General features: G+C 44.2%; 32 protein-coding genes and 1 tRNA gene. 32 read left to right on the top strand and 1 reads right to left on the bottom strand.

The window, feature by feature from the left end; genetic code table 11:
• Positions 1-196: 196 nt before the first annotated feature.
• The 4 genes from L1028_RS00660 to L1028_RS00675 all read left to right on the top strand — a co-directional run bounded on the left by L1028_RS00660 (position 197) and on the right by L1028_RS00675 (position 5,939).
• Complete coding sequence (locus L1028_RS00660) at positions 197-1,531, top strand: sugar ABC transporter substrate-binding protein (protein WP_234529963.1); 1,335 nt, start codon at positions 197-199, stop codon at positions 1,529-1,531.
• Between the two features lie 107 nt (positions 1,532-1,638).
• The gene (locus L1028_RS00665) at positions 1,639-2,952 is read left to right on the top strand and encodes a sugar ABC transporter permease (protein ID WP_042125830.1); all 1,314 of its coding nucleotides are present in this window, start codon (positions 1,639-1,641) and stop codon (positions 2,950-2,952) included.
• Positions 2,949-3,791, top strand: coding sequence for a sugar ABC transporter permease (locus tag L1028_RS00670; RefSeq protein ID WP_234529966.1), 843 nt, complete (start codon positions 2,949-2,951; stop codon positions 3,789-3,791). The genes L1028_RS00665 and L1028_RS00670 overlap by 4 nt, the downstream gene beginning before the upstream one ends.
• 93 nt (positions 3,792-3,884) lie before the next feature.
• Entirely contained in the window at positions 3,885-5,939 is a 2,055-nt protein-coding gene (locus tag L1028_RS00675; protein ID WP_234529968.1) for a methyl-accepting chemotaxis protein, read from the top strand.
• Between the two features lie 164 nt (positions 5,940-6,103).
• Here the strand turns inward: L1028_RS00675 and L1028_RS00680 are convergent, their stop codons facing one another.
• A complete protein-coding gene (locus L1028_RS00680; RefSeq protein ID WP_279306819.1) occupies positions 6,104-6,673 on the bottom strand; it encodes a DUF444 family protein in 570 nt (189 codons plus the stop codon).
• Positions 6,674-6,737: 64 nt separating this feature from the next.
• Here L1028_RS00680 and L1028_RS00685 point away from each other — a divergent pair, with 64 nt between their 5' ends.
• The 28 genes from L1028_RS00685 (at position 6,738) to L1028_RS00815 (ending at position 25,611) form a co-directional block, all read left to right on the top strand.
• Complete coding sequence (locus tag L1028_RS00685; RefSeq protein ID WP_234529972.1) at positions 6,738-7,076, top strand: hypothetical protein; 339 nt, start codon at positions 6,738-6,740, stop codon at positions 7,074-7,076.
• Between the two features lie 373 nt (positions 7,077-7,449).
• Positions 7,450-7,521, top strand: a tRNA-Thr gene (locus L1028_RS00690).
• Positions 7,522-7,666: 145 nt separating this feature from the next.
• Complete coding sequence (locus L1028_RS31580) at positions 7,667-7,768, top strand: Acb2/Tad1 domain-containing protein (protein ID WP_423802993.1); 102 nt, start codon at positions 7,667-7,669, stop codon at positions 7,766-7,768.
• Positions 7,769-7,846: 78 nt separating this feature from the next.
• A complete protein-coding gene (locus tag L1028_RS00695; protein ID WP_234529974.1) occupies positions 7,847-8,245 on the top strand; it encodes a hypothetical protein in 399 nt (132 codons plus the stop codon).
• A 58-nt stretch (positions 8,246-8,303) separates the two neighbouring features.
• The gene (locus L1028_RS00700; protein WP_234529976.1) at positions 8,304-8,522 is read left to right on the top strand and encodes a hypothetical protein; all 219 of its coding nucleotides are present in this window, start codon (positions 8,304-8,306) and stop codon (positions 8,520-8,522) included.
• A 109-nt stretch (positions 8,523-8,631) separates the two neighbouring features.
• Positions 8,632-8,982, top strand: a complete 351-nt coding sequence (locus tag L1028_RS00705) for a hypothetical protein (RefSeq protein WP_234529977.1) — start codon at positions 8,632-8,634, stop codon at positions 8,980-8,982.
• An 89-nt stretch (positions 8,983-9,071) separates the two neighbouring features.
• Positions 9,072-9,434, top strand: coding sequence for a hypothetical protein (locus tag L1028_RS00710; RefSeq protein WP_234529979.1), 363 nt, complete (start codon positions 9,072-9,074; stop codon positions 9,432-9,434).
• A 19-nt stretch (positions 9,435-9,453) separates the two neighbouring features.
• Complete coding sequence (locus L1028_RS00715) at positions 9,454-9,780, top strand: hypothetical protein (protein ID WP_234529980.1); 327 nt, start codon at positions 9,454-9,456, stop codon at positions 9,778-9,780.
• 6 nt (positions 9,781-9,786) lie between these two features.
• On the top strand, positions 9,787-10,431 hold the full coding sequence (locus L1028_RS00720; protein WP_234529982.1) for a hypothetical protein: 645 nt from the start codon (positions 9,787-9,789) through the stop codon (positions 10,429-10,431).
• A gap of 122 nt (positions 10,432-10,553) precedes the next feature.
• Entirely contained in the window at positions 10,554-10,913 is a 360-nt protein-coding gene (locus tag L1028_RS00725; protein WP_234529984.1) for an HNH endonuclease, read from the top strand.
• Between the two features lie 294 nt (positions 10,914-11,207).
• Entirely contained in the window at positions 11,208-11,582 is a 375-nt protein-coding gene (locus L1028_RS00730; protein ID WP_234529987.1) for a P27 family phage terminase small subunit, read from the top strand.
• Positions 11,560-13,266 (top strand): terminase large subunit, encoded by a 1,707-nt coding sequence (locus L1028_RS00735; protein ID WP_423802994.1) that lies wholly within the window; start codon positions 11,560-11,562, stop codon positions 13,264-13,266. Before L1028_RS00730 ends, L1028_RS00735 begins: the two co-directional genes overlap by 23 nt.
• Before the next feature lie 9 nt (positions 13,267-13,275).
• A complete protein-coding gene (locus L1028_RS00740) occupies positions 13,276-14,493 on the top strand; it encodes a phage portal protein (RefSeq protein ID WP_234529991.1) in 1,218 nt (405 codons plus the stop codon).
• Entirely contained in the window at positions 14,486-15,235 is a 750-nt protein-coding gene (locus L1028_RS00745; protein WP_234529993.1) for a head maturation protease, ClpP-related, read from the top strand. The genes L1028_RS00740 and L1028_RS00745 overlap by 8 nt, the downstream gene beginning before the upstream one ends.
• Positions 15,228-16,367, top strand: coding sequence for a phage major capsid protein (locus L1028_RS00750; RefSeq protein ID WP_234529995.1), 1,140 nt, complete (start codon positions 15,228-15,230; stop codon positions 16,365-16,367). Before L1028_RS00745 ends, L1028_RS00750 begins: the two co-directional genes overlap by 8 nt.
• Positions 16,310-16,645, top strand: coding sequence for a hypothetical protein (locus tag L1028_RS00755; protein ID WP_234529997.1), 336 nt, complete (start codon positions 16,310-16,312; stop codon positions 16,643-16,645). The genes L1028_RS00750 and L1028_RS00755 overlap by 58 nt, the downstream gene beginning before the upstream one ends.
• An 18-nt stretch (positions 16,646-16,663) precedes the next feature.
• Positions 16,664-16,930, top strand: coding sequence for a head-tail connector protein (locus L1028_RS00760; protein WP_234529999.1), 267 nt, complete (start codon positions 16,664-16,666; stop codon positions 16,928-16,930).
• Between the two features lie 6 nt (positions 16,931-16,936).
• Positions 16,937-17,149, top strand: a complete 213-nt coding sequence (locus tag L1028_RS00765; RefSeq protein ID WP_234530001.1) for a hypothetical protein — start codon at positions 16,937-16,939, stop codon at positions 17,147-17,149.
• A complete protein-coding gene (locus L1028_RS00770; protein ID WP_234530003.1) occupies positions 17,146-17,475 on the top strand; it encodes a phage head closure protein in 330 nt (109 codons plus the stop codon). The genes L1028_RS00765 and L1028_RS00770 overlap by 4 nt, the downstream gene beginning before the upstream one ends.
• On the top strand, positions 17,475-17,900 hold the full coding sequence (locus L1028_RS00775; protein WP_234530005.1) for an HK97-gp10 family putative phage morphogenesis protein: 426 nt from the start codon (positions 17,475-17,477) through the stop codon (positions 17,898-17,900). Before L1028_RS00770 ends, L1028_RS00775 begins: the two co-directional genes overlap by 1 nt.
• Positions 17,900-18,280: a tail completion protein gp17 gene (gene gp17 / locus L1028_RS00780; RefSeq protein ID WP_234530006.1), complete on the top strand. Its 381-nt coding sequence runs from the start codon at positions 17,900-17,902 to the stop codon at positions 18,278-18,280. The genes L1028_RS00775 and gp17 overlap by 1 nt, the downstream gene beginning before the upstream one ends.
• A 5-nt stretch (positions 18,281-18,285) precedes the next feature.
• Complete coding sequence (locus L1028_RS00785; protein ID WP_234530008.1) at positions 18,286-19,080, top strand: hypothetical protein; 795 nt, start codon at positions 18,286-18,288, stop codon at positions 19,078-19,080.
• Positions 19,081-19,085: 5 nt separating this feature from the next.
• Positions 19,086-19,433: a hypothetical protein gene (locus tag L1028_RS00790; RefSeq protein ID WP_234530010.1), complete on the top strand. Its 348-nt coding sequence runs from the start codon at positions 19,086-19,088 to the stop codon at positions 19,431-19,433.
• 23 nt (positions 19,434-19,456) lie between these two features.
• Complete coding sequence (locus L1028_RS00795) at positions 19,457-19,729, top strand: hypothetical protein (protein WP_076275385.1); 273 nt, start codon at positions 19,457-19,459, stop codon at positions 19,727-19,729.
• On the top strand, positions 19,726-24,189 hold the full coding sequence (locus tag L1028_RS00800; protein ID WP_234530012.1) for a phage tail tape measure protein: 4,464 nt from the start codon (positions 19,726-19,728) through the stop codon (positions 24,187-24,189). The genes L1028_RS00795 and L1028_RS00800 overlap by 4 nt, the downstream gene beginning before the upstream one ends.
• Entirely contained in the window at positions 24,186-24,779 is a 594-nt protein-coding gene (locus tag L1028_RS00805) for a phage tail domain-containing protein (protein ID WP_234530014.1), read from the top strand. The genes L1028_RS00800 and L1028_RS00805 overlap by 4 nt, the downstream gene beginning before the upstream one ends.
• Before the next feature lie 13 nt (positions 24,780-24,792).
• Entirely contained in the window at positions 24,793-25,191 is a 399-nt protein-coding gene (locus L1028_RS00810) for a phage tail fiber protein (protein WP_234530016.1), read from the top strand.
• 15 nt (positions 25,192-25,206) lie between these two features.
• Complete coding sequence (locus L1028_RS00815; protein ID WP_234530017.1) at positions 25,207-25,611, top strand: hypothetical protein; 405 nt, start codon at positions 25,207-25,209, stop codon at positions 25,609-25,611.
• Positions 25,612-25,623 lie beyond the last annotated feature (12 nt).

Consider the following 25,623-nt stretch of genomic DNA (forward strand, 5'->3'; position numbering starts at 1 on the left):
GTTTTTAAAAACAAACGATACTGTTGTATGATGTATTCATGAATGAAGCGCTTTCTTGCACTGCGAAATGCAGCTCTAGAAGGAGCGAGCTAAAAGAATAACTTTTTTTTTAGCTTTTCTGAAATCGTTTGCGCAAATTTCTGGCTCTACTATTTTATCATCTTATGCTTTTTTAAAATTGGGAGGGGTTAAAGTAATGAAGTTGAAAAAAGTGATGGTTATCACCGCTGCTGTCTCTATGGCACTGTCCGTTACAGCTTGTGGTTCGAACAACAATGGGAATGCCGGGGGGAACAATGCAGCAAAAGCTACTAATGCTGCTAACAACACTACAGAGACTGCTGCGCCAGAGACCACAAATGCAGCAGCAACAGAAGAGATTGTACCTGAAGATGGAGCGACTCTAGTTGTATGGGAAAGTAAGGAAGAAAGACCATTCGCAGATGAGATTGCTAAGCAGTTCACAGCGAAATATAACGTTCCAGTCAAGATTGAAGAGTTGGCACCACCAGATCAAGTAACTAAACTTACGCAAGATGGTCCTTCAGGATTAGCAGCAGACGTTGTTCTTATCCCTCACGACAACTTAGGTAAAGCGGCAAGTGCGAGCTTGGTTCTTCCTAATGACGTCTTCGGTGAAGAAACAAAAGCTAGCAATACTGAAGCTTCGATTATCGGATCTTCGTACGAAGGTGAATTGTATGGCTACCCAAGAGCAGCAGAAACTTATGCATTGTTCTACAATAAATCACTCGTTAAAGAAGCACCTAAGTCTTTCGACGATGTTCTTGCATTCAGCAAAACATTCACAGATAAATCCAAGAACAGATACGGAATTATGTGGGAAGTAGGAAACCTGTACTTCAACTACATGTTTATCGCTTCCGATGGTGGATATCTGTTTGGTAAGGACGGTACAGATAAAAATGATATCGGACTTGCTAATGACGGAGCTGTTGCAGGACTTAAAGAATTCGCGAAAATGAAAGAAGCATTGCCAATTAAGAGCGGTGATATCAATAGTGATATCAAACGCAGCTTGTTCAACTCAGGTGATGTAGCGATGGATATCACAGGTCCTTGGGAGCTTGGAGGATACAAAGCAGCTCTTGGAGATAACCTTGGTATCGCACCGATCCCTACAGTAAATGGCAAAACAGCTATCACATTCTCTGGTATCAAAATTTTCGCAGTTAACTCGTTTACTCAATATCCGAATGCTGCTAAATTGTACGCTCATTTTGCTTCAAGTAAAGATGCTCAATTGCTACTGAACAAAACGATCGGTTCTGTTCCTACAAACAACGAAGCGCTTCTTGATCCGCAAATTGTAAATGATCCATTCGTATCCGCTTTTGCAGCACAAGCTAAGAGCTCCCAGCCTATGCCTTCCATTCCTGAAATGGGCAACGTATGGAGCCCTGTAAACGCAGCACTTCCAGAAATTTGGGATAAGAATGCAGATCCAAAAGCTGCAATGGACAAAGCCGTACAACAAATCAAAGATTTGAATAACGGTGCAGCTCAATAAGGATCATAATTTACAGTCTTAACAGCATACAGTGAATCAAGCTGCCCGTCGCATGATTAGCGGTGGGCAGCTTCTTATTTTCACTCGGAGAGGAGAACGGAAGCGAAATGCAGCGACATCGCACGAGGGCCGCAGTACTGTCGACGATTTTCATGGGATTGGGACAAATATATAACCGCCAATTCATCAAAGGAATCATGTTTTTAGTTGTAGAAGCCGCCGCTGTTTATTATTTTATTCAGAATCTTGCTACTGCTTTATGGGGGTTTGTCACACTAGGAGAAAACCCTAGCCGTTTGGTAAAAGTAAAAGGCATCGCTAAGATGGTAGCTGGGGATCACTCGATCTATATTTTGATTCAAAGCTTGATCACCATTCTAATGCTTATCATCATAATCCTCGCTTGGTATTTGAACATTAAAGATGCTTATAAGACTGGAGAGAAACGCGATAACGGTCTTCAGGCAAACACCTTTAAACAAAGTGTTCGCTATATACTGGATTATAAGTTCGCTCAGACGTTCTTGGTCTTGCCGGGTATTGGTGTTCTATTCTTTACGATCATGCCAATCATCTTCATGATCCTGCTAGCGTTTACGAACTATTCCGCACCTGATCATCTTCCACCCGCTAAATTGGTTGACTGGGTTGGATTTCAGACCTTCCGAAATTTATTAGTTCTCAAAACATGGAGCCACACCTTTTATGGTGTATTAACATGGACGATTATATGGGCAGTTCTTTCAACGATTACTACATATTTCGGAGGACTATTGGTAGCCTTATTGGTGAGCCAAAAAGGTATTCGTTTCAAAGGAATGTGGAGAGTTATTCTGATTGTGCCTTACGCAGTACCACAGTTAATCTCTTTGCTGCTCATGCGCAATTTATTTAACGGTCAATTCGGTCCGATCAACCAATACCTTGGGTATTTTGGAATGGGCGGATTACCATGGCTGACTGATCCATTCTGGGCTAAGGTTACCGTAATTATTGTTAACATGTGGGTTGGTATTCCAGTCTCGATGTTACTTATTATGGGCGTACTGACTACAATCCCTCGGGATATGTATGAAGCCGCTGAGGTGGATGGAGCATCAGGTTATCAGAAGTTCCGTATTGTTACGTTACCGATGGTATTGTTCTCCACAGCGCCTACTTTAATTACGCAATTCGCAGGTAACATTAACAACTTTAATGCGATCTTCCTATTAACAGGTGGTAGTCCTGTAAATGGTGATTATCAATATGCCGGTTCCACGGACTTGCTAGTAACCTGGCTATACAAATTAACACTTGATCAGAATAAAAACAACATGGCTTCGGCAATAGGGATTATTATCTTTATCATTGTTGCTTCATTCTCCCTGTACAATTACCGCCGGACAAAATCATTCAAAGAGGAGGATATGATCCAATGAGCAGAAAGATCGCGAACTTTATTCGCTTAAGTGGTAGTTACATCATCTTGATTGCTTTGTCGTTAGCGGCCCTCTATCCGGCCCTTTGGATTCTGTTTGCTTCCTTCCGGCCTGGTAAGTCCCTGTACAGTAAAACGTTTATCCCTGAGCAATTTACCTTCGATCACTACAGAGAATTGTTCACATCACCGAGCTATATGTTTGGAACTTGGTATGCGAATACATTGAAGATAGCCATATTCTCCATGCTTATCGGTGTAGTTCTTACCTTGTTAACCAGTTACGCTGTATCCAGATTCCGTTTTAAAGCGCGTAAAACAGCGTTATCTACGGTTCTGATCCTTGGGATGTTCCCTGGTTTTATGAGTATGATTGCCATTTATATGCTCCTTAAAGAGTTTAATTTGCTAGATACACATATTGCCTTGATTATCGTTTATGCAGCTGGAGCGCCACTTGGGGGAACCTTTATCGCCAAAGGCTTCCTCGACACGATTCCTCGTTCTTTGGATGAGGCAGCTAGAATAGACGGGGCGAGCAATTTCGGGATATTTATGCGAGTGATTCTTCCCTTGTCACGCCCTATGATCACTTACATGGCACTGACTCAGTTTGTCGGTCCTTGGGTGGATTTCATTTTTGCCAGACTTATTTTACGGACGAAGGAAAACTGGACCGTCGCAGTTGGAATGTGGGATATGGTTAATACGAACCAAAACACGAACTTTACCTTGTTCTCTGCCGGTGCTGTTCTGATCTCTATTCCGATTATGATTTTGTTTGTATTCTTGCAACGTCTGCTTGTAGATGGATTAACCGCAGGAGCTAGTAAAGGGTAAACGAATTTACTTCATACTAAAGAATGAACAGGGTACAGCCTTTGTACAGAAATGGAAGGCTGTACCCTTATTCCATCATAGGGAGTGAACATAATGAAAAAGCTATGGACTATACAATTTAGATCCGTTGGAATAAAATTGTTCGTTATTCTATTTAGCTCCATAGTGCTTTTATCCTCTGTACTAGGATTGACTTCATATTATGCTGCCAAAGATATCATTACAGACGAGGTTGCCTCGGCCTCCTCACAGTCTGTAGTTCAAGCGGCGGACAAGCTGGATTTTGTACTAAATGAATATGAAGCACTTTCGAGACAATTTGCCCTCGACTCCGCATTAAAAGGTGATTTGGAAAAAATAAATAGTGGAGAACTTACAACGGTAGCCAAAGTTTCCGCAGAAGATCGGATTCGTAGAAAGCTAGACTTAGTTAAAGGATCAGATGAGCGGATGTATGGCGTCAGACTGGTATCTAAGAGCTTGGAAGAAACGGAATCGTATAAATCTACTGGCATTAGTGGCCTTCGTAGTGATGAAGGTATTACTGAAAGACTGAAACAAATTGCGGATGCTAAAGGAGAGCCAGTGTGGTTTCCGGTTCGTGAGAAGGGCTTCTTTGATGCTTATACTGAGCCTTCTTTAACTATGGGGAGATTGCTTCGCAATCTTGTACATCCTGAAGCAGAGTATTACATGCTGATTGAAGTTAAAGGGAAGGCCATGACCGAAATGTTGTCTAATCTTCAGATTGGAATTACGGGTGAGATTAGAATTTTAAGCACAGAAGGTAACATAGTTTATGGTGCGAATAATGCTAAATTGGGTCAACCCTCTTACATAAAAGTATCAGATGAGCAAGATGTAGAGAAGAAACATTCATTTACAGCAGCCGATGAGAACGGAAGTCCGCAGCTTGTCGTGTATCAGCCTTTAAAGACTGCAAAGTGGACACTCATGGGATATGCACCGGTCAGTGATTTTACGAAGTCGGCGGACAAGCTCCTTTATATTACGTTCTCTGTGGTGCTTGCAGCTGCCGTGATAGCCCTGTTAATTGGGTATATTCTGGTTCGTTTGGTTGGGCGTCCTCTGGGTAAGCTGGCGACCTTAATGGAAGATGGCGAGCAAGGAAATCTTCGTGTACGAACGAATTTTAAGGGTAAGGATGAGATTGGCCGACTTGGGCATAGCTTCAACAAAATGATGGAGCAAATTTCTCTGCTTGCAAGCCAGAGTGAGATGTCAGCGGATGAAGTGCTCGGTACTTCGGAACAATTAGTCAAAGCATCAGGTACAACCTCACTTCATGCCAGAGAGGTGGCATCTGCTACAGGTGAGATTGCACTTGGAGCAGCCAGCCTTGCTGTCGAAGCAGAAAAAAGCCATTCCAATGTCGAGATCATAGGCAGCAAGATGAATGGAGTGACTGAACTAAATACAGTAATGGACGCTTCGGCGGAGCGAGTGATTGAGGTTAGTGATCAGGGGACAGAGCTGATGAAGCTGCTAGTAGAGCAGAGTGAATCTACGGTGGAGATGTTCAATCGAATACAAGAGAACTCCAATAAGCTAAGAGAGAGTACTCATTTAATTCGTAGTATTCTTAGTCCTATGATTGCTGTAAATAAGCAGACCAATATTTTGGCGCTAAATGCCACTATAGAGGCGGTAAGAGCTGGTGCAGCAGGCAGAGGTTTTATAGTGATTGCTGATGAAATCAGACAGCTTGCTAACCAATCGAATGAGTCGATCCAATCGGTTTCCAAGATTACGGAAGAAATTGGTCTACACATTGAGAACACGGTTAAAGATATCAATGAGACCGCTCCAAAGTTCCGTGAACAGATTTCTTCCGTGCGTGAGTCGTCAACGATCTTTGCGAGTGTCAAAGAGGAAATGGAACACTTCATGGGGCACCTTAGTGAATCCTCTGCTTCTATTCATGAACTGATAGAGTTTCAGCGTCAATTAGGTGAATCCATGGCGAGTGTCAGTTCCATTGTGCAGCAGACGACGGCTTCGACGCAGGAGGTAGCTTCTATGTCTTCACAGCAATTTACTGTTAGTGAGGAGCTTGTTGCCTTATCCCAAAAGCTAGAGGGCTTAGCAGCAGATCTTAAGCAATCTATGGTTTCTTTTCAAGTATAAGAATCAAATCTCAATAGTAAAAACAAAAAAACGAGCAACGCTCCTGTGTATTGGAGTTTTGCTCGTTTTTTTCTAACTTAATGACTTAAAGGAGCGCTACTTGTCTTTGATCTTTTTCAGCAGGCTTGATTAGGGCGTTTCTATTGTACCTCACTGAAGGATGTTTATGAATTAACAGCACCCTTTTGACTGAAGAAGGTCTTTAGCGCCTGGTACACTTCTTTTTTGTCTTTAATGACATAATGCATGAATTGTTCGTGCTTCAGATGACGATAAGCTGACATCAGCGTGCTGCTGCGGTTGTACTGATTTACTTCGCCGTAGCCAAACATATTGCTCCGTTTCAGCAGTTCTCCGATTAGCTTCACACAACGTTCGTTGTCGGAGGTGAGGTTATCCCCATCGGAGAAGTGAAACGGATAAATATTGTACTGCGCTGGCGGGTATCGGCTGTCGATAATCTCAATCGCTTTTTGATAAGCTGAGGAACAGATGGTTCCCCCACTCTCCCCGCGAGTGAAGAAATCATGCTCGCTGACCTCTTTAGCCTCTGTGTGGTGGGCGAGAAAGACAATCTCCACCTTCTCATACTGGCGGCGCAGAAAACGGGTCATCCAGAAGAAGAAGCTGCGAGCGCAGTATTTTTCAAAAGAACCCATCGAAACGGGTATTTCATAAATAACCATGAATAAGAGTCTACTATTAACAGTATATTTAAGATAGCAAACAAGCATACGGAGGAAGATAAGGCATTTGTGAAGTACATGAACCAAATGATCTAAAGGAGGAACAAGGAAAATGAGAGAAGAGATACTATTAACTGATTGCCCTCAGGTATTACAAGATCGGATCAACCAGATACAACAAAAGCATTCCTACGATATTATTTCTGTTCAAAAGTGGGAAACTACACCGTTTAAGGATAAAACCATAGTGATGTCAGATTTTCGGGTGTTCCTACAATACGGGTATGAAGTTGCCATTTATAAAAGCTATGTAACAACTGGTGGCAGTCCTCTTGATGGAGAGGTTTATTTTTCATCGATGAATGCAGCCGAGATTATAACAATTGCAACTAAAGCGAAATGGATTGGAGATGATTTGAGAAATGTACTTAACCAGCCTATTAAAAACTGAGGCGCCTTGTACTGAATATCGCAATAAAAATTTGAAAATAAAATGTGAAATTATTATCCAAAAAATGCGAATACCTTGTGAACCATTTCCTATTTTACGTGTTATATTAGTAGCATAGGAAATCAAGAAAGAGCAGCACCCGACACAAACCAGTACCTGTTTGACGGCGGTAGGTAGCCAAGAGCGTAAAGCCTACAGAGAGTCGCAAGGGTATCATTTGCGGGATAGCTGTTCTTTTTGCTTCCTATGCTTCACAAATCAAGACCTTCTGAGGGGCGCGTTCAGCGTGTCTCTTATACTAGGAAGGTAAAACATCGCCCTGTGAGTACAGGCTGTACGAGAGGACTTCGTGCGGTCTGTCAGGGGTATCTATGTGGGGTTGGTGTAACGGTAGCACCTCGGCTGGTAACGGTCGATAGTGGAGGTTCGAATCCTCTTCTCCGCTTTGATTAGAAAATAGAGAGAGGATGTTTACCGTGTCAAATCAAAAGAATCCGCAAATAGAGAACAATTTTAAGTACCGCGCTCCGAAGGAAGGACAGCCTGAAATCTATGAGGAGATTCGTAATAAGGCGAAAGAGTTGGCGTAATTGATTGATGAGAAAGTACCGAACAGCCGCGAGAAAGCGTCAGCTCTGACCAAAGTAGAAGAAGCAGTGTTCTGGGCAAATGCTGGAGTAGCGCGCAATTAAGCAAGCGCGCCGTCTGGGAATAGAGGTAACGATCCCTTCCTGTCGAATAGAGTCTTATTACGATTAGGAGGAGTTTACTTGAGACTACCACGCGATAGAGTTTCTATATCTGAAGTGCTAGCAACAGATTCGGCAATACTTGATAAGTTATTTGAGTTCTACGATTATTCAGCTGGAGAATACTTTTTCATCAAAGACCAGCCGGACAAGGAATGGATAATCGAAGCAGAAGACAGAGAAGGAGATAATTTTAACGCGATTTATGACGGTGGAAAAGTAATTGATTATTATAAGAATTGTCTACCGCTCATTTCAACTGCAGCGATTATTGACATGATCACCTATTACGGATCGCTTGAATTAAGAGCGTGGGGTGAAGGTTGGTTGCTCATACACGAAGGACTCATTGAATCCGCTGAAGGCGATGATCTAGTAGGCTTCTTGTGGAAAACCTTAGTACACATGGTTGCCAAATAATTAATGCAGGATTTATCTTCCAAGCATCGAATTGATGGTGTGAGGGAGATGATTATTAATGGCACAATCAAAATGTTTAGGCTGTGGTGGAACAAGGTTTGAAATGGTGGAAAATAGCCCTACTGGTTCGCAGTACAAATTAATGTTCGTACAGTGCGCTTCTTGTGGAGGTGTTGTAGGAGTTATGGACTACTATAATGTAGGACAACAAAACGAGAAGATAAAAGAAGGGTTGAAAAAGTTTGCTGGAGCACAAGGAGTTCGGTTGGACTTATAGTATCAAGCGCCCTAACCGGTTCTTTTTCTATGATAACAATTTCATAGTCAGTACATAAAGCCATCCATAACCTGGGTGGCTTTTTCTATGTCCAGAAAGGGTGGTCATTATGGATTTTCGAATGAACTTCAATCAGACGGTCAAAGTAAAGCTTACTGAAAAAGGGATGAACATCCTACGGGAGCAGCATGAGGAATTAGAAAGGCATTACCAAGAGCGAACAGGTAAAGACACGGTAGAGCCATTTGTTCATAAGACGGACGAAGAAGGTTATTCATCGTTTCCTATATGGCAGTTAATGAAGAAGTTCGGTCCTCACATCGCATTGGGAAAGCTGGAGCCGTTTAAAGGAACAATGATTTTTTTGAATGGAGAACCAACGGAATTCTCTAACAGAACTGAATCCGATAAGGAGTTTATTAGGGCATTTAATGAGGCACATTCGAAAAACAGCCCATAATCTAAACCCCAAAAGCTCAGAGGTGAGAGCGAACTAAGGTACATGGGAAATCAAACTTTGAAAGGGTGAGGGCGATGGAGGAAGTCGGTGTGAGCAGAGAACGAGAGTCTTACCTTGTTGAAGTAGTACTGATCCAACACCAAGACGGACAAACCATACCAGAAGAACAATGGTCACTGGAGGATGTCTGTTCTTATCTCGGTGTGCCGGCAGGAATGATTAAGACTATCAAAGCCAATGAGCGCGAGAGTCATGAGATGTATAGGGAATTTATCAAAACCAATTTCCCATTCCGCATCAGCGTGAATAAACTCCCTGTTGAATTGGCAGAAAGATGTGCAGAATGCGAATTGCTTCAGGACACAACATTACCTTTTCGATGTGAGTTGTTTGATAGTGCGATTATTGAGGACATGGCAGAGAAGCATTGTAAGGATAGCGACACTTATTAAAACAGAAAGGATGAATGAAGTGAGCCCTAAAAGCAATAACAAAGCCATGCCAGCCATTTGTAACGAAGGCTGTAATAAACAGTTCGAGGTGAACGGCTTCCAGACAGCAAGACTACCAGGAGCTATAGAGAAGACGTACTTCATATGCCCACATTGCAAGCATGAGTATGTTGCTTTCTATACAGATCTGGAAGTAAGGGAGCTACAGGCAAAGATCAGACTGGTACAGACTAAGCTTCAGAACCCAAGAGTTGATCAGGCTGCAACGTTGAAGCAGGTCAAAGATATACAAGCGCAGATCAAGGCAGGAATGGACAGGGTGAGAGCAAACATTGAGGGAGGATGACATAGATTGGAGACTAAAGCAAAGCAAGTAATGAAATACAGATGTATTGAGTGCAGGCTGATTCATTATGATACAGGCAAGAAAGACGGCATTACGTGCAAGTGTGGAGGAATGCTTGAACCGCTCGGCTGGGTAGACCTGAGTGGGCTTGATAAAAGCAGTAATCCAAAAGAAAGGGTGAAGGCAATGTTAAGAGTACAGACCACAGTAAGTATGGGAGAGCACTACATTGAGCGTGTGCTGGAGGTAGATGACATCAGCACACTAACGGATGAGGAAAGAGCTTCCATTATTGATGGAGCAATTTCTCCAGTCTTTTATGAACATGAAGATACTGGACCGGATATCTTCATGTTTGATGGTGAACAGGCAGAACATCAGAGTGGAGTGCCTACTGCTGTAGGTGACATCAAGGTCAAGCTAAACATCGACACATCAGAGGTGCAAGAAGCACTGAAGGGCGTTGAGAAACTATCTGATGGGCTGGGCGGCCTTGAGAGAAACAGCGGTTTAGACGATAAGCTTGCGTGCCTGGATAGACTCATCGCCTTAGCGCATGAAGTCGGTCAAGGCAACTTGCACATAGATTTGATCGGACGAACGCGCTTAGTGCTCAATAGTGTTCAGGAAGACCTGGAGATTAAGAAGTGAGGGAAGGATGAGAACCATTAAAGAGATACTTCAGTATTACTTCCATAGCCGCGCAGCATGGGTAGGGATTGTCATTGGCACAGCAGTGCCGATAATTGAGCTAAGATGAAAGGCTGATAAGTATGACAAGCAGCAGGCGTGACCAGAACCGTTACTATGACCGCTACAAGCGAGACAAGGGATCAAAGGCGTTCTATAAGTCCACAGCATGGGAGCTTGCCAGAGAGCAGGCACTCATAAGAGACAACTATCTATGTCAGCACTGCATAAAGCGTAAAAGATTGACTCCAGCTGACATGGTCCATCACATCAAGCCTCTGAGTGAGTACCCTGATCTTGCTTTAGTACTAGAGAATCTATTAAGCCTCTGTAATAGCTGCCATAACAAAGAGCATGGGGTTGCAGGGGAGAAGGTAGAGAAACCTGTAACAAACCGAAGGGCGAGATTCATTGTCTCGAAAGGAAATAGTGAAGTGTTCTGATGCCAATAGATTGTGAGATGTAGATAAGTCATCAAAGCTAATTGAGATGGTATTACAGGAGTATTCCGGTAAAACTCTAACAAGTGTTCGTGTGAATGTTATAACGGCTCTGTGAGTCTCAGAGAAGCTGTGACAATGTATCGATAAATAGATGTGGAAATGAATGGGGTGAAAAAATGGAACAAAATAAGACCAGCCCCCCCTCCCTTAAAAGTTAAAAGCAAAGGCACAGGGGACCGCGCCCCCAGTTTCGTTTTCGGCGTATGACCATTTCATATATGAGGGGGGGGTGTCATGGAACACAAACCAAAACGGGAGATCAAGGATAGAGCAGCTAAGAAATTATTTGATATTGTGATACGAGAATTAGAGATTGATGATAATCTTTCTGATCGGACCATCATGATTACAGATAACTTGGCCTTGCTTGAACAGTTAAAACAGCAGCATTTGGCAGACATAAAAGCTCGTGGTGTGGTCGAGCTTTTTATCAATGGATCACAGCAAATGTATAGACAGAACAAGTCAGTGGACTCGGTAATCAAAATTATTGAACACCAGCGGAAGCTACAGGCCGAGTTGAAATTGACCCCCGCCTCGGACAGAAAGGTCTCCGGTGTAGTTGATCCGGAAGGTGGCGATAAAGGTGACGAATTTACTGGCTATTGAAGCTTCTAAACTTCAAACCACACAATATGCAACTGCGGTCACAGCGCACCTCATTATTACGTCGAAAAAGGTTTATCAAGCTTGTAAACGTCATTTAAATGATCTAAAAAGGCAAGGAACTCGTGAATTTCCGTTTGTTTTTGATGAGGAAAAGGGATACCGTCCAGTAGGTTATATTGAAAAGTTCTGTAAGCCCTCGATGGGTGACTTTGATCGACTGGAGCTGCAACCGTGGCAACATTTCATAATCGGCTCACTCTATGGGTGGGTGCATAAAGATACTGGGCTACGTCGCTTTCGCGAGGGGCTTATTTTTATGGGCAGAAAAAACGGTAAAACAGCAGTGGTGTCTGGTCTATCTCTATATGGAGCATCGAAGGACGGGGAGAACGGCGCTCGGGTATATCAGCTGGCAAACTCCAAAGAACAAGCTAAAGATATGTTCGATGAATGTAAGGCAATGATTAAGGCATCCCCTTTACTGAGAAAACACTTTGACGAGACGCTACATGAGATTCGATTTCGGAAAACAATGTCCAAGATCCTACCGTTGGCAACCGACAGTAAAAAGCTTGATGGTAAGAACTGCAGCATGGGTGCTTTTGACGAGATCCATGAGTACAAGACGTACAAGCTGATCAACGTCATCAAGAACTCCACTGGTGCCCGTTCGCAACCAATGATCCTTTACATCACAACAGCTGGATATCAGTTGGATGGCCCACTGATGGATTACTACGACAAGGCAGCTGACGTTCTGGATGGTGTCATACCAGCAGAACACGCCTTTTACTTCATGGCCGAGCTTGATCCAGGAGACGACATTGAGAATCCGGACAATTGGATTAAGGCTAATCCAAACTTGGGAGTAACTATCAAGCTTGAAGAGATGATTAAGGAATGGGAAGACCGCAAGCATATACCAGCCGAGCGGAATGACTTCATAACCAAACGGTTAAACATATTCGTCAGATCAGATGCTGAGTCATTCTTATCCTTTGAGGTTTTGAAGCGAAACAACAAGGAACGGGACCCGAAACAGTTCGAGGGTAAAGGATGTATCGGAGCATTCGACCTATCTGATAGTGAGGACTTCACTAGTGCCTGCCTTGAGTTCCCGATCGCAGAGACGGGTGAAGTGTTTACCATCTCTCATTCATGGATTCCGGCAGAGAAAGTAAAGCAAGCTAACGAGGATTTACCGTACAAAGAATACGAAGAAATGGGACTTTTAACGATTATTCCGGGCGAATACGTTAAAAAAGAGTTCATTTTTGATTGGTTTGTGGAACAATCAAAAAAATATGGTATTGAAAAGATTATGTATGACCCAGCTAAAGCCTTTGGGCTTGTAGAGGCGCTGAAGGCCTATGGATTCGAATGTGAAGTTGTCCGACAAGGACACCTAACTCTTGGACCAGCTATGGATGATTTGAAGGAATTGTTTATTGACGGAAAAGTCATTTACAACAACAACCGACTATTCAGATGGTATATCAACAACGTCAAACTGGTTGAGGACAGAAACCGGAATAAAATACCTACTAAACAAGGTCGCTACCGTAAAATTGACGGGTTTGCGGCCTTTTTGAATGCCCATGTAGAGGTAATGAAACGGCTTGCTGTAGCTCCACCAACTGGTGAAGTATCCTTTGTTTCAATCAGCGATCTGTTAAGGGGGTGATGATAAAAAATGAACTTAGGGCAACGAATGAAGCTGGCTTGGAATGTGGTCCGTAATAAGGCGCCAACAGGAACAGAAAATTTCACAAGTTGGTTTAGAAATGGTCTTTCGATCTTCAGAGGCAAAGTAGGCGGCGAACTAGCTTCGAACGAAACGATATTCGCGGCTGTTTCCAGGCTTTCAAATTCTTTGGCTGTTCTTCCAATTAAGCTGTATCAGGAATACAAGCCAGTTTACACAGAATTGAATGACCTAGTAGCAAATGCTCCAAACCGAAATATGACCTCATTTGGATTCATTCGACTGCTGGAGACCCATCGGAATGTATATGGTAATGGTTATGCACTGAAGAAGTATAACCGTTTCTATGAAGTCGAAGCACTCCTTGTACTTGACCCGACAAAAGTTGAGCCTGTTGTTGAACAAGATACTGATGAGTTATGGTACATGGTTCGGGGAGACAAGGGAACCTACTACGTCCATAACATGGACATGGTGCATGTAAACCATGTGCAGACCTCTCAGAACGGATACAAAGGGATTAGCCCGATTGATGTCCTCCGGAACACAATCGACTTTGACGCTGCTGTCCGCAAGTTCACACTGGATCAATTAGACTCTTCTATCAAGGCGTCTTTTATCCTAAAGCTGAATGCTCATGTTGGAGAAGAGAAGAAAAAAGAGATTTGGAGCAACTTCGCCCAATTTTACAAAGAAAACGGCGGAGTAATTATTCAGGAGTCCGGGACAGAAATCAAGGAGATCAACCGTAACTTCATTGACTCCAAGGTATTCGAGGTTGAAAAAATCACTCGTTCTCGTGTCGCCACGGTTTTCAATATGCCAGTAACAATGGTCGGAGAAACGGACGGTGCCAGTTATAGTAGCATGGAGCAAATGAGTCTTGAATTTGTTACTTACACGCTACTACCTATTGTCCGTCAATATGAACAAGAATTTAACCGGAAGCTTCTCACAGCACAACAGCGACAAAGGGGACTGTACTTTAAGTTCACTCTTGGCGCTCTTTTGCGTGGAGATATGGCAACCAGAGGAGAGTTCTATTTCAAGATGATCCGTTCAGGCGTATTTAAGCCAAACGAGGCACGTGCTTGGGAAGAACTACCGCCAGAAGATGGTGGAGGAAAGCTTTATATTAGCGGCGATCTTTATCCAATAGATACGCCAGTTGAGCAAAGAAAGGGGGTGAGTACAAAGAATGAGTAAAAAGTTTTGGGAATTCAAAAACCAAGCCACTGACGAAGCGGATTTGTATATGTATCTTGAAATCGCATCATGGGGTGGTGGATATTACGCCCATTCGGCTAAGAGCTTCAAGTCTGAACTAGATGCACTTGGCGACATCAAGACACTAAATGTCTATATCAATTCTCCTGGTGGAGATGTCTTCGAGGGTGTGGCTATCTATAACATGCTGAAGCGCCATAAGGCCACTGTGAACATGCATGTGGATGGCTTGGCTGCTTCAATCGCATCTGTAATTGCTATGGCCGGTGACACAATAACCATTCCAAGCAATGCGATGCTGATGATCCACAATGCATGGGTCTACACGGCAGGCAATGCAAAGGATCTCAGAGAAGCTGCTGATATGTTGGATAAGGTCGATGAGGGTCCTATTCGGCAAGCGTACCTTGCTAAGGCTGGTGACAAATTGGCTGAGGATGACTTGATTGCGCTTATGGAAGCTGAGACTTGGCTTACGGCGCAGGAAGCTTTTGATTATGGCCTCTGTGATGTGGTTGGTCAGTCCAAGCAGATAGCCGCGCTGGCGGGAAAGGAACTGCTTGCTAAGTATCGGAATGTCCCTGCAGCCATTGCTCCGAAAGAAGAACCTCCAGAACCTGAAAATGGGTTGTCTGAGGAAAGACGTAATGAGATCGCACGAAATGCTCAATTAGAATTACAAAATCTGCAATCATACCTGGGAGGTATTATTAATGGCTAAAACACTATTCGACGTAAAAAATGATTTGGTAACTATCGGTGCGGCTTACGCTGCAGCAAAGCAAGATAAATTGGTTGAGGCATCTAAGCCTGATGCAAGCATTGAGGACATTAAGGCGCTCGAAACCAAAGAAGCAAATCTGAAAGCACGTTTTGACATTCTTCAAAAAGAGCACGACGAAATGGAAGCAGCTCAGGCCGCCTTGCTCGCTTCTAAAACTCCAGCCCCAGGCTCTGACCTTTCTGACCCTAAAGCCAAGAAAACTGCTGCAAAAGCGGGGCTTATCCGGGCAGTTATTGGTGGGAATAGTGTTTCTCCTGAGATTAAGGCTGCCTTGGGAGACGGCAACTCTACTGGTGGAGAAAAGATTTTGCCGTCTACAATGACAACGGAGTTGTTGCATGAGCCGTTTGTCAAAAACCCATTGCGAGAAGTATCGACCGTCACCAGTGTTACGAACCTCGAAATTCCGAAGGTCACCTTCACTCTGGATGATGATGACTTCATTTTAGACACGGAAACTGCAAAGGAATTGAAGGCAGAAGGGGACGTTGTTACCTTTGGTCGACACAAGTTTAAAATCTACGTTCCAGTCTCTGAGACAATCTTGGCAGCCACAGATACAAACCTTGTTCAAACCGTGGATCAGGCACTTGAAAGTGGCCTTGCTGGCAAGGAGAAGAAAGTAGCATTTGCTACCACTCCAAAGGCGGGGGAAGAGCATATGTCCTTCTATTCGACGCAGAACAACATCACAGTTGTCACTGGGGTAGACCTCTTCAAGGCGATTAAATCAGCGATCGGTGCTCTGCACGAGGATTACCGTGACAACGCAAAGATTGTAATGCGGTATGCGGATTACCTTGACATCATTGAGACTTTGGCAAACGGCAATGCCACACTATACAGTGCGCAACCGGAGCAGGTGCTTGGTAAGCCGGTTGTATTCAGCGATTCAGCAATCAACCCTATCGTGGGCGATTTCCGTTACTCGCACTTTAACTACGACCCGCAGGTACTGTATGACCGCGACAAGGATGTAAAAACAGGTGTTGAATTGTTCGTTCTTACCGCATGGTTGGATCACAAAATCAAGCTGAAATCTGCATTCCGCATCGCAAAAAAGTCTTAACTCCTTCACCAGCAACATTCAAGCCAACAGGCCAAGAGGGTGAACATGAAGGTGTGAATCATACCGAGTTCGAACTGTTGGATGGTGACGGAGTGAGGATTTCCCTCAAAGCTGGAGCGGCCACTTACATCAAGAAAAATGGAGTGAACCTAACTCCGGATGATCAAGAGACGTTGTGGTTCAGTGACAATAATGCAGCTGGACAGTACAGTTTCGAAGTAAAAACAACCGCTGGAACGGTGTATACTGCCGTTCTGGATTGGGTGCCGACCGTATAGGGCGGAAAGGAGCCCATTATGTTTGAGTTACAGCTTGATGAATTGAAGGAATATTTGCGAATAGATGGGAGCGAGGAGGATGTTACCCTCGCTCTTTTTGTTGCAGCAGCAGAGGAATATCTTGCTGAAGCAGGAGTTCCAGAGGACAAGCATGGAACGGCCAGATATAAACTGGCCGTAATGCTCTACTGTTCAATTAACTACGAACATCGAGATCCATCTGAGAAGATTGAGAAATTCAATTTCTCGCTGGAAAGCTTGATTTTACAACTGAAAACGGGGTGATATGGCATGGAATATCCCGTATTGAAGAAGTTCAGGGATAAGGGATCAGGCGAAATTTACGAGGTTGGGTCGAAGTACAAAGCAGAAGCTGAACGAGCTGCTGATTTACAAAGGCGTGGATTCATCGGTACGAACGATGATGAAAAATCAAATAAGCGAACTGCTCGCAGTACCTCACGATCCACTGAGAAGAATGACAAGGGAAATGATGAAGCATGACTGTTCTAGTCAATCGACTTGATAAGCGAGTGGCCATCTTTCGTCCTCCTGGTGAAGATGATTTAGATGATTGGGGGCAACCAACAGATGATTGGATTGAAGTAGCAAAACTATGGGCTAGTATAGAGCCCCTTAGAGGGCAGGACCGAGCTGCTGCTGCACAGGTCACCGCCGATGTTACTACACGTATCCGAGTAAGGTACCGTGAAGGGATTGATCGTACAATGGTTGTTCGCTACAAAAGCATTGAGTTTGAGATCCTTTACATCATCCATCCATCTTTTAACATGCAGGAGCTACAACTCATGTGTAAGGAGCGTCAATAATGGCACGGCGGAACACAAGGTCAAATATTCGGGTGGATGGCGCGGATGAAGTGATAAGACAGCTTAAGCGAGCAAATGCCGAGATCACCAAAGAGATTCGAGATCTTATATCTAAGGCAGCTGAAATCGTATTTCGTGAGGCTGATTCAAGAGTTCCAATCGGTGAGACCAGCAAAACTCGCTTCTCTCTGCAGATGAATATAGGGATATCGAAAAAAGGTAACTATTACGCAAATGTATCTGTAGGGGCACGCAATGGAGATATCTCCGCGTATGCCCCTTTTTACGTTACCTTTTACGAGTATGGAAGCAGTCATCAGCCTCCACGTCCATTCATGAGACCTGCAATGGACAAGAGCAGGGCGAAGGTCAGGAAGCTGCTGATAGAGGGCGTCAAGGCTGTGGTTGAGAGAGTAGGTGCTTAATGGCTATAGAAACAAAATTGAGAGATTACTTGCTATCCATCAAAGAGATTCAATCGGTTGTCGGTAATCGAATTCATCCTGGTTGGCTGCCTGAGAAACCGACTTATCCGGCCATAGCTTATCTGCAAATATCAGGGGTGGCTCATCATAACATTGCTGTTGCCTACCCTCGATTTCAGTTCTCTGTGTTCTCAACTAAATATGGTGAGGCAAAGGAACTGGCAGAGGAGATCCGTAGTGCCCTCCAACGTTACAAAGGTAACATGGGTGGGGTTAGGGTTTTGCAAGGCGTATGGGAAGGAAGCAGGGACATGTACGAGAGTGACACTAAGCTCTATCATATCGCAACAGATTTCAAAATCATTTACAGGGAGGAATAACAAATATGGGACGTAATATGACGACAGTGCAAGCAGGGAATACTATCCGGTTTGGCTCTGCAAAATTCGAGGTTGGGCCTGACATTAACAGTCTTATTGACCTCGGAGCGATGAACAGTATCGTTTTTGAGGAAACATGGGATGAAATGACTGTAACTAGTGATAATGCCGGGGTAATCAAAACAGGAATGAGCAATCACGTCGCTGGCATTGAGGGGGATCTGATGGAAATTAATCTCGCTACTCTGGCTACAATCCGTGGCGGTATCGATAAGATTGAGGACATTGCTGGTACACCGAAAACTATAACCAATGAAGCGGTGACCCTATCCGGACAAACGCAGAAGCGCCTCTTGAATAAGAATGGAGCTGGGACAGTTGTTACAGCGGTCACTGTAAAGAAGGGTGCAACCACATTGGTGGCTGGAACAGACTATATCTTAGCCGTAGATAGCGCTGGATTCACAGCCATTGCTAGGGTTGAGGGTGGGGGTATCACCTCTGGGGATGCCGTGACAGTTAACTATACCTATACACCTCTATCAGCAAAACGATTCCTTTCTGGAGGTATTGGTACTTTCCAGCCAAGGGTAGCGCGAATTACGAACTATGATGACGCAGGAAAAAGGTTCCAAATTACCATTTACAAAGCGACACCGGAAAGTGGTTTGAATATCACATTCCCTGAAGCTGATGCAGAGGATCCTGCAATGACACCAATCCGTATGAACGGTACCTTGGATGCAAACCGCGCTGTCGGCGAACAACTTTTCGAAATCTACGATGAACAGGGAGTGTAATAATAATGTCAAAACAACCAACAATTCTTGACTTAGATAAAGTTGTCCCTGCCGAACGTATCGTTATTCTGAGCGGGAAGAGCATTGATGTATCTCGTATTCCTTCCCGAGTAACTCTGGATATCGCAAAAGATCAAGACAAATTAAAGAATGGTGGGGATGATAGCTTTTCCGCCGTTCTCAAACAAATCATTTGTATCTGTAAACCATCTTTTCCCGAAATCACTGAGGAATGGATTGCAGACAATACAGATTTTGAGCAATTAATGCAATTGATTGAGTTCGTCTTAGCTCCACTGAAAGAGAGAGCAGGCGCTGAACCAGGAAAAAACGAGGGGAGCCCCAGCCTATAGAGCTGGGGCGTATTTTTGCGCGAATGGGTGCAATGTACTCCTGGGCAACACCTGAATATATGTTGGATCACATGTCCTTTCCCCAGATCATGATGTACTACGATTACGGAATGGAGCATGAAGAGAATAAATCGAACATCTTGGTCGGCCGCATTGGGGTCGGCCTTTTTGGTGCGAAAGAACAGCCTAAAAAGGAGCGGAGAGTTCGCGGTGATGGCAATCAAACGCCAGATCGAGCGGCATTCCGTGAGAAATATGGTAACCGCATCAAGCGGCCGGAAGGAGGGGAATCATGAGTTTACTTGGCAATCTTGTCATTAACATCTTGGGGAATAACACTGGATTAGATGATGCAATGAAACAAGCACAGAAGTCAGTAGATAAGTTCGGCAAGGGCATGGCTGATGTAGGTAAATCTTTGACGTCACTCGTGACTGTTCCCCTCGTTGCGGTCGGCGGTGCTTCACTTAAAGTCGCATCAGACTTTGAATCTGCCTTTGCTGGTGTGAGAAAGACTGTTGATGCTACCGAGGCCGAGTTTGCTCAGTTACGTGATGGCATCAGGAACATGGCGAAAGAGATGCCGCAATCTGCATCAGATATCGCTAGAGTAGCCGAAGCAGCTGGACAGTTGGGTATCAAAACTAGCTCGATCCTAGGCTTTACTAAGACAATGGTTGACTTAGGCGTCGCCACTAATATGACGAGCGATGAGGCCGCTAGTGCTTTGGCACGACTGGCGAACATCACTAAGATGCCGCAGGATCAATTTGACCGACTGGGCAGCTCAATCGTTGCGTTAGGTAATAACTTTGCAACTACGGAATCTGAGATCACGGATATGGCTTTACGGCTGGCTGGTGCGGGATCGCAAGTTGGTATGTCTGAGGCTGATATCTTAGGTTTAGCGGCTGCTCTATCATCCGTAGGTATTGAGGCGGAAATGGGAGGTTCGGCAATATCTCGGGTTATGGTCCGTATGCAGGTTGCAGCCTCTGGCATGGATAAAATGGATACTCTCACACAAGCGACAGGCATGTCACTCCGAGATCTGCAATTACTAGCAGACAATAACAGTAAGGAGTTTAAAGCCTTAGCGGATGCATTAGGAATGACGCAGACCCAAATGGGTAACATCGTCGATGGCGGAGTAGATTTACAAAACTTCGGTAAAATTGCGGGGATGACTTCTGAACAATTCAGCAAAGCGTTCAAAGATGATGCTGTAGGCGCTCTTGGTGCATTTATAAACGGACTTGGTGATGCAGACTCAGCAGGAACCTCCGCTATTAATATGCTAGAGGAAATGGGCATCTCTGAAATCCGACTACGAGACAGTTTACTACGTGCTGGTAATGCTAGTGAGTTATTCGCAGGTGCTGTTGATGTTTCGAATAAAGCTTGGGATGATAATTCAGCACTGACAAATGAAGCAACTGAACGTTATAAGACTTTTGCAAGTCAAATGACGATACTTAAAAACAAGCTTAACGATATTGCTATAACGATTGGTGATGCCATTATGCCAGTCGTTTTAGATGCAGTTAACTCTATGCAACCATTGATTGATAAAATCACAAACGTTGCAGAAAAATTCGGGTCACTCAGTCCGTCATCTCAGAAGATGATTATCACGATAGCGGGAATTGCTGCTGCAATCGGTCCGTTGCTTGTTATCTTAGGACATGTCGTTAGTTCGGTTTCTGCTTTAATGCCAGTGTTCGCCGCGCTAACAGGTCCGGTCGGGCTGATAATCGCAGGAGTCGCAGGGTTGGTAGCCGGGCTCACATATCTATACAACACAAATGAAACCGTGCGAAATGCTATAAATTCTGCATGGGAGTCTATAAAAAGTGTAGCCCTTTCTGTATGGGGAGTTATTAGTGAATTCATCATGGGTCAGATTGATAAGATAAAGAAATTCTGGGATGAGAACGGTACGCAGATTTTACAGGCAGTGACAAACGCCTTTAATGGAATAAAGAAAGTTATTGAATTTATCATGCCAGCTATCAAGTTCATCATCGAAATGGTATGGACAGCCATTAAGAACATTATCAGCGGCGCTTTAGACATAATCATGGGTCTCATTAAAATCTTTACCGGGCTCTTCACAGGTGACTGGTCCAAGATGTGGGAAGGAATCAAGCAACTTCTTGGTGGAGCAATTGATTTCGTTATGGGATTAATGACACTGAACTTCCTTGGTGGACTGAAAACATTGTTTACTAACCTTCTAAAGTCTGGTGTCGGCTTAATGAAGAGCATGGGTGAAGGGATAGTAAATGCATTTAAGGGATTACAGTCATCTGCGAATGGTCTAATTTCTAAAATGGTCAGCGGCGTTATCAATTTCTTCAAAAATTTGTTTACCGAAGGGATTGGAATATTCACTCGCTTGAGAACGCTTGGCGCCTCAATATGGAATTCTCTTACCCAAGCTGTAACAGGTGCTGCACGGTCGATATGGACGAAGTCAGTCGAGAATTTTAATAGTATGTTATCTTCAATTAAAAATGTATTTGGAACCATCAAAAGTGTGATTGTTGATATCTGGGAAGGTGTAATGAAGTTTTTTAAAGGTATCGACCTCTCAAAAATCGGTAAACAAATCATGCAAGGGCTCGTAAATGGTATTGGCAGTATGGCAAGTGCTGCGGTTGATAAAACCAAAGAAGTAGCCAACAAGATTAGTGATTCAATCAAGAATTTCTTTGGTATTCATTCACCTTCTCGACTGACAACGGGATACGGGGAAAACATATCCGAGGGATTAGCCGTAGGTATAAATAACTCTAAGGGCAAGGCAAAAGCTGCAATTGAACAGTTGACTGGTGAAGCTGGAGCAGCTGCTGCCAAAGGTGCAGAGAAAGCTTCGGAAAAAGCACAGAAGGCTGCTGCGGCAGCTGCAACAAAAGCTCAGAAAGCAGCTGCTGCTGCCGCATCCAAAGCAGCAACGGAAGCAAACAAAGCATTCAACGCCGCCTTAGATACAGCCCAGTATAAATTCAAGATGGGTGAGATTGATGAAGCGGCTTATATTGCGTCACTCGAAAAGGTTAAGGGTGCGTACGCCAAGACTAGCGCTCAAATTCAGACAATCAATCTTGAAATCAAAAAAGCGAATGAACAGATTTCCAAAGATGCTGCGGCCGAGGCTAAAAAACAGTTTGAAGCCTCCAAGACGTACATCGAGGCTAAGAAACAGGCTAATGAGATATCTCTTCAACAGGAGCTCGCGGCATGGGAGAAGCTTCAAACTCGCTATAAAGTCGGTACCACTGAGCGTATTGCCATTGATAAGCAGGTCAATAAGATCCGGACCGATCTTGCCAAAGAAGCAGCGGCTGAAGCAAAGAAGCTGTATGACGAGCAAGTCAAATCAATTGAAACGCTCAACACGGCTGCTGTATCTGCACTAAAAGCTCGTTACGCGAAAGAGGAGAAGGTCGCTACAGACGCTTTGCAAAAGCGTGTTGACCAGCACAAGGCGGCTTCAGATGCTATTATCGCAGGATATGACGCTGAGTACCAAGCAATGATCAAGACGCTTGACGCTCAGACTCAGGCACAGTTACTGGGCTTGCAAGATCAGATTGACAGCATAGAGGGCTTGACCAAAGCCGAGGACAAAGCAGCTGAAGAAGCAGCATATCAGAAGAAGCTAACTGATAAACAAAAGGAATTGGCTGACGCCGACACTGCTGAATCAAGAGCGAAGATACAGGATGAACTCAACGACATGCTTGCCGAGCGGGAACGGAAACACCTGCTTGAGCAACGACAAGCACAAATCGATGATCTCAAAAGCGAAATGAGCCGTATCAAGACTCAAGCCGAACAGAAGGCTGAAATCTTAAAGCAAGAATACGAAACCAAAAAGAGCAACGAAGAAAAGAAGAATCAGGCAACTATTGACGGGCTTAACAAGGAAATGGATGCTACTAAGACCCATTTCACTACACTGAGCTCTGAGGAGTCTCTGCAAGCTGAAGTAAGACGTCTTATGCTGGACAGTAACAACAAAGAGCTAATAGACCTACTTACTGAGTACAACCCCAGATGGCAGGACGCAGGGCAATCATTTGGGGAAGCATTGCTTAGTGGTCTTAACAGCACCAAGAGCAGCATCAAGGCAGCAGTGGATGATATCCTCGCTATGGTAGGTAAAACAACCAAAGCGGCAGCCACATCGCCGAATATGTCCAATGAGATTGGCTATCTTAACAGCCTACTTGCTAACGGCACCGCCGCACAAAAGAAATGGGCGGAAACTCAAGCTAAGGAGTACGGTCTGCAGATCGTCAATGGCGTTATCAAAGGCATGCAGTCCGGAACAAATGCTATCTCGAACGCTGCAGCAGCAACGGCTCAAGCGGCAACGGATGGCATAAAGGACAAGTTAAAGATCAAATCACCAAGCCGTGTAATGATTGCGATTGGGGAGTTCATCGGTAAAGGATTAGCGCTAGGTATGGAACGTCAGATGTCAGCAGTCGAAGGCGCTGCTCAAGACATGGCAGATGCCGCCGCTATGGATCTCAGCTCGCCAAGCCTCAGTGCAATTGACAGCCGTATTCAGCCGTTAGCGAATGACGCTAGGGCTTCCAGTGGAACGCAGGGAGGGTTGCTAGGTGACCAGGATATGGTCTTACACAATAACATTTATCTTGATGGCAAGCAGATAGAGACCAATGTATCCCGCCGTCAAATGAGTTTGCTCACTCGGGCAACAAGGGGGCTTGGATTAACATGACAAGTAGTATCACTCTTGGAGGTATTAGGGACGTAGATTTAGGATTTAGAGTGCTTGAAGAGACCAAAGATCCTTTGCTCCCTAGCACCAGAGATATGAATGTAACAATAGCGGGTAAACACGGACAATATGACTTTGGCGCGGACCTAACGGAACGCGTCTTTTCTTTTTCTTGTGCATTTGTTGCCGATGGTACTAATTACGATTTGCCAAGCGCAGCAAGTTTGCAGCAACGTGTAAGGGATCTTGCAAGGCATCTGACTGATGCTAATGGTAGGCCCAGAACATTGGAACTAAGACGTGCTTTTGAACCGGATAAGTTCTATCTGGTCAGATATGCTGGATCAGCATCACTAGAAAGGTTGATCTATAACAGCATAGGAATGTTTGAATTGGAGTTGGTAGCCTTCGACCCGTTTGCTTATTCGGTTCAAGAGCATATCACCGAGCAAGTAATCACCAGTTCACCGACACAGTTACAAATCCAATCTCAGGGTAATATCCGATCCGAGGCAGTGATCATCCTGACCAATAATGGGACGAGTACACTCCCGAAGTTTCGCATAACGAACGAATACAAAATTGATTAAGGGGGGATTTTTCATGAACAACCTTTCCAGTTATTTAGAAACAGCACTCTTGAACCATGTATTTCGAGGTGTGCCATATACTCCACCATCTGCGATCTATGTAGCTCTATATACAAGCAATCCCACTAAAATGGATACAGGCCAAGAGGTAGTTGGTGGCAGTTACGTGAGACGTACTGTTATTTTTAATGTCCCAGCACTAGAAAGTAACATAAAGACAATTAAAAACAACGCTGATTTAGTATTTCCTACAGCAACCGCAAACTGGAACGCAGTTACTCATATTGGTTTGAGAGATGCTGCATCAGGAGGAAACTTGCTTATGTTTGGAGACTTGCAAGACGTCCGGAGTATTTTAACTAATGACATTTTTAAATTCTTGGTAGGCCAACTTCAATTGAGCCTGAGCTAAAGGAGGGCGAATCTATTGGCACAACAAACTATGTATCCAGCGATAGCCAATTCGCCGGGTACTGAGCTATCAGTGGCACTCACGGCAGTAGCGACAACTGTAACTGTGACAGATGCAACAAAGCTGCCAGCGGCTCCGAATCTCCTAACAATCGGATCTGACGAGAGTGCGGAGACGGTCTTTTATACAGGTAAAACCGGAAATAATCTAACAGGATGTACGAGGGGATTTGATGGTACGACTGCAAAAGCATGGGTTATCGGCTCAAAGGTGGCACGATACTATACTGCGTATGACCATAATACTGTTCGAGCCAACATTCTTGATCTGATTGATTTTTTGGCATACATGCCGATTAACGGCGGCACATTTGACGGTAATGATCCGGCTGGGCCCGTTATAGATGGTGGAATATATTAAAGGGGGAAATGA

Origin of the sequence: Paenibacillus pseudetheri (assembly GCF_924513355.1) — a bacterium.
Taxonomy (GTDB): Bacteria; Bacillota; Bacilli; order Paenibacillales; family Paenibacillaceae; genus Paenibacillus_AQ; species Paenibacillus_AQ pseudetheri.

Excerpts from the sequence above, each read along its gene's own strand:
- gp17 (WP_234530006.1), top strand. The coding sequence starts at position 17,900 with ATGGCTATAGAAACAAAATTGAGAGATTACTTGCTATCCATCAAAGAG.
- L1028_RS00770 (WP_234530003.1), top strand. The coding sequence starts at position 17,146 with ATGACTGTTCTAGTCAATCGACTTGATAAGCGAGTGGCCATCTTTCGT.
- L1028_RS00760 (WP_234529999.1), top strand. The coding sequence starts at position 16,664 with ATGTTTGAGTTACAGCTTGATGAATTGAAGGAATATTTGCGAATAGAT.
- L1028_RS00810 (WP_234530016.1), top strand. The coding sequence starts at position 24,793 with ATGAACAACCTTTCCAGTTATTTAGAAACAGCACTCTTGAACCATGTA.
- L1028_RS00740 (WP_234529991.1), top strand. The coding sequence starts at position 13,276 with ATGAACTTAGGGCAACGAATGAAGCTGGCTTGGAATGTGGTCCGTAAT.
- L1028_RS00670 (WP_234529966.1), top strand. The coding sequence starts at position 2,949 with ATGAGCAGAAAGATCGCGAACTTTATTCGCTTAAGTGGTAGTTACATC.
- L1028_RS00790 (WP_234530010.1), top strand. The coding sequence starts at position 19,086 with ATGTCAAAACAACCAACAATTCTTGACTTAGATAAAGTTGTCCCTGCC.
- L1028_RS00700 (WP_234529976.1), top strand. The coding sequence starts at position 8,304 with ATGGCACAATCAAAATGTTTAGGCTGTGGTGGAACAAGGTTTGAAATG.
- L1028_RS00665 (WP_042125830.1), top strand. The coding sequence starts at position 1,639 with ATGCAGCGACATCGCACGAGGGCCGCAGTACTGTCGACGATTTTCATG.
- L1028_RS00765 (WP_234530001.1), top strand. The coding sequence starts at position 16,937 with ATGGAATATCCCGTATTGAAGAAGTTCAGGGATAAGGGATCAGGCGAA.
- L1028_RS00785 (WP_234530008.1), top strand. The coding sequence starts at position 18,286 with ATGGGACGTAATATGACGACAGTGCAAGCAGGGAATACTATCCGGTTT.
- L1028_RS00795 (WP_076275385.1), top strand. The coding sequence starts at position 19,457 with ATGGGTGCAATGTACTCCTGGGCAACACCTGAATATATGTTGGATCAC.
- L1028_RS00680 (WP_279306819.1), bottom strand. The coding sequence starts at position 6,673 with ATGCTTGTTTGCTATCTTAAATATACTGTTAATAGTAGACTCTTATTC.
- L1028_RS00675 (WP_234529968.1), top strand. The coding sequence starts at position 3,885 with ATGAAAAAGCTATGGACTATACAATTTAGATCCGTTGGAATAAAATTG.
- L1028_RS00725 (WP_234529984.1), top strand. The coding sequence starts at position 10,554 with ATGACAAGCAGCAGGCGTGACCAGAACCGTTACTATGACCGCTACAAG.
- L1028_RS00750 (WP_234529995.1), top strand. The coding sequence starts at position 15,228 with ATGGCTAAAACACTATTCGACGTAAAAAATGATTTGGTAACTATCGGT.
- L1028_RS00705 (WP_234529977.1), top strand. The coding sequence starts at position 8,632 with ATGGATTTTCGAATGAACTTCAATCAGACGGTCAAAGTAAAGCTTACT.
- L1028_RS00755 (WP_234529997.1), top strand. The coding sequence starts at position 16,310 with ATGGTTGGATCACAAAATCAAGCTGAAATCTGCATTCCGCATCGCAAA.
- L1028_RS00730 (WP_234529987.1), top strand. The coding sequence starts at position 11,208 with ATGGAACACAAACCAAAACGGGAGATCAAGGATAGAGCAGCTAAGAAA.
- L1028_RS00775 (WP_234530005.1), top strand. The coding sequence starts at position 17,475 with ATGGCACGGCGGAACACAAGGTCAAATATTCGGGTGGATGGCGCGGAT.
- L1028_RS00660 (WP_234529963.1), top strand. The coding sequence starts at position 197 with ATGAAGTTGAAAAAAGTGATGGTTATCACCGCTGCTGTCTCTATGGCA.
- L1028_RS00745 (WP_234529993.1), top strand. The coding sequence starts at position 14,486 with ATGAGTAAAAAGTTTTGGGAATTCAAAAACCAAGCCACTGACGAAGCG.
- L1028_RS00685 (WP_234529972.1), top strand. The coding sequence starts at position 6,738 with ATGAGAGAAGAGATACTATTAACTGATTGCCCTCAGGTATTACAAGAT.
- L1028_RS00805 (WP_234530014.1), top strand. The coding sequence starts at position 24,186 with ATGACAAGTAGTATCACTCTTGGAGGTATTAGGGACGTAGATTTAGGA.
- L1028_RS00800 (WP_234530012.1), top strand. The coding sequence starts at position 19,726 with ATGAGTTTACTTGGCAATCTTGTCATTAACATCTTGGGGAATAACACT.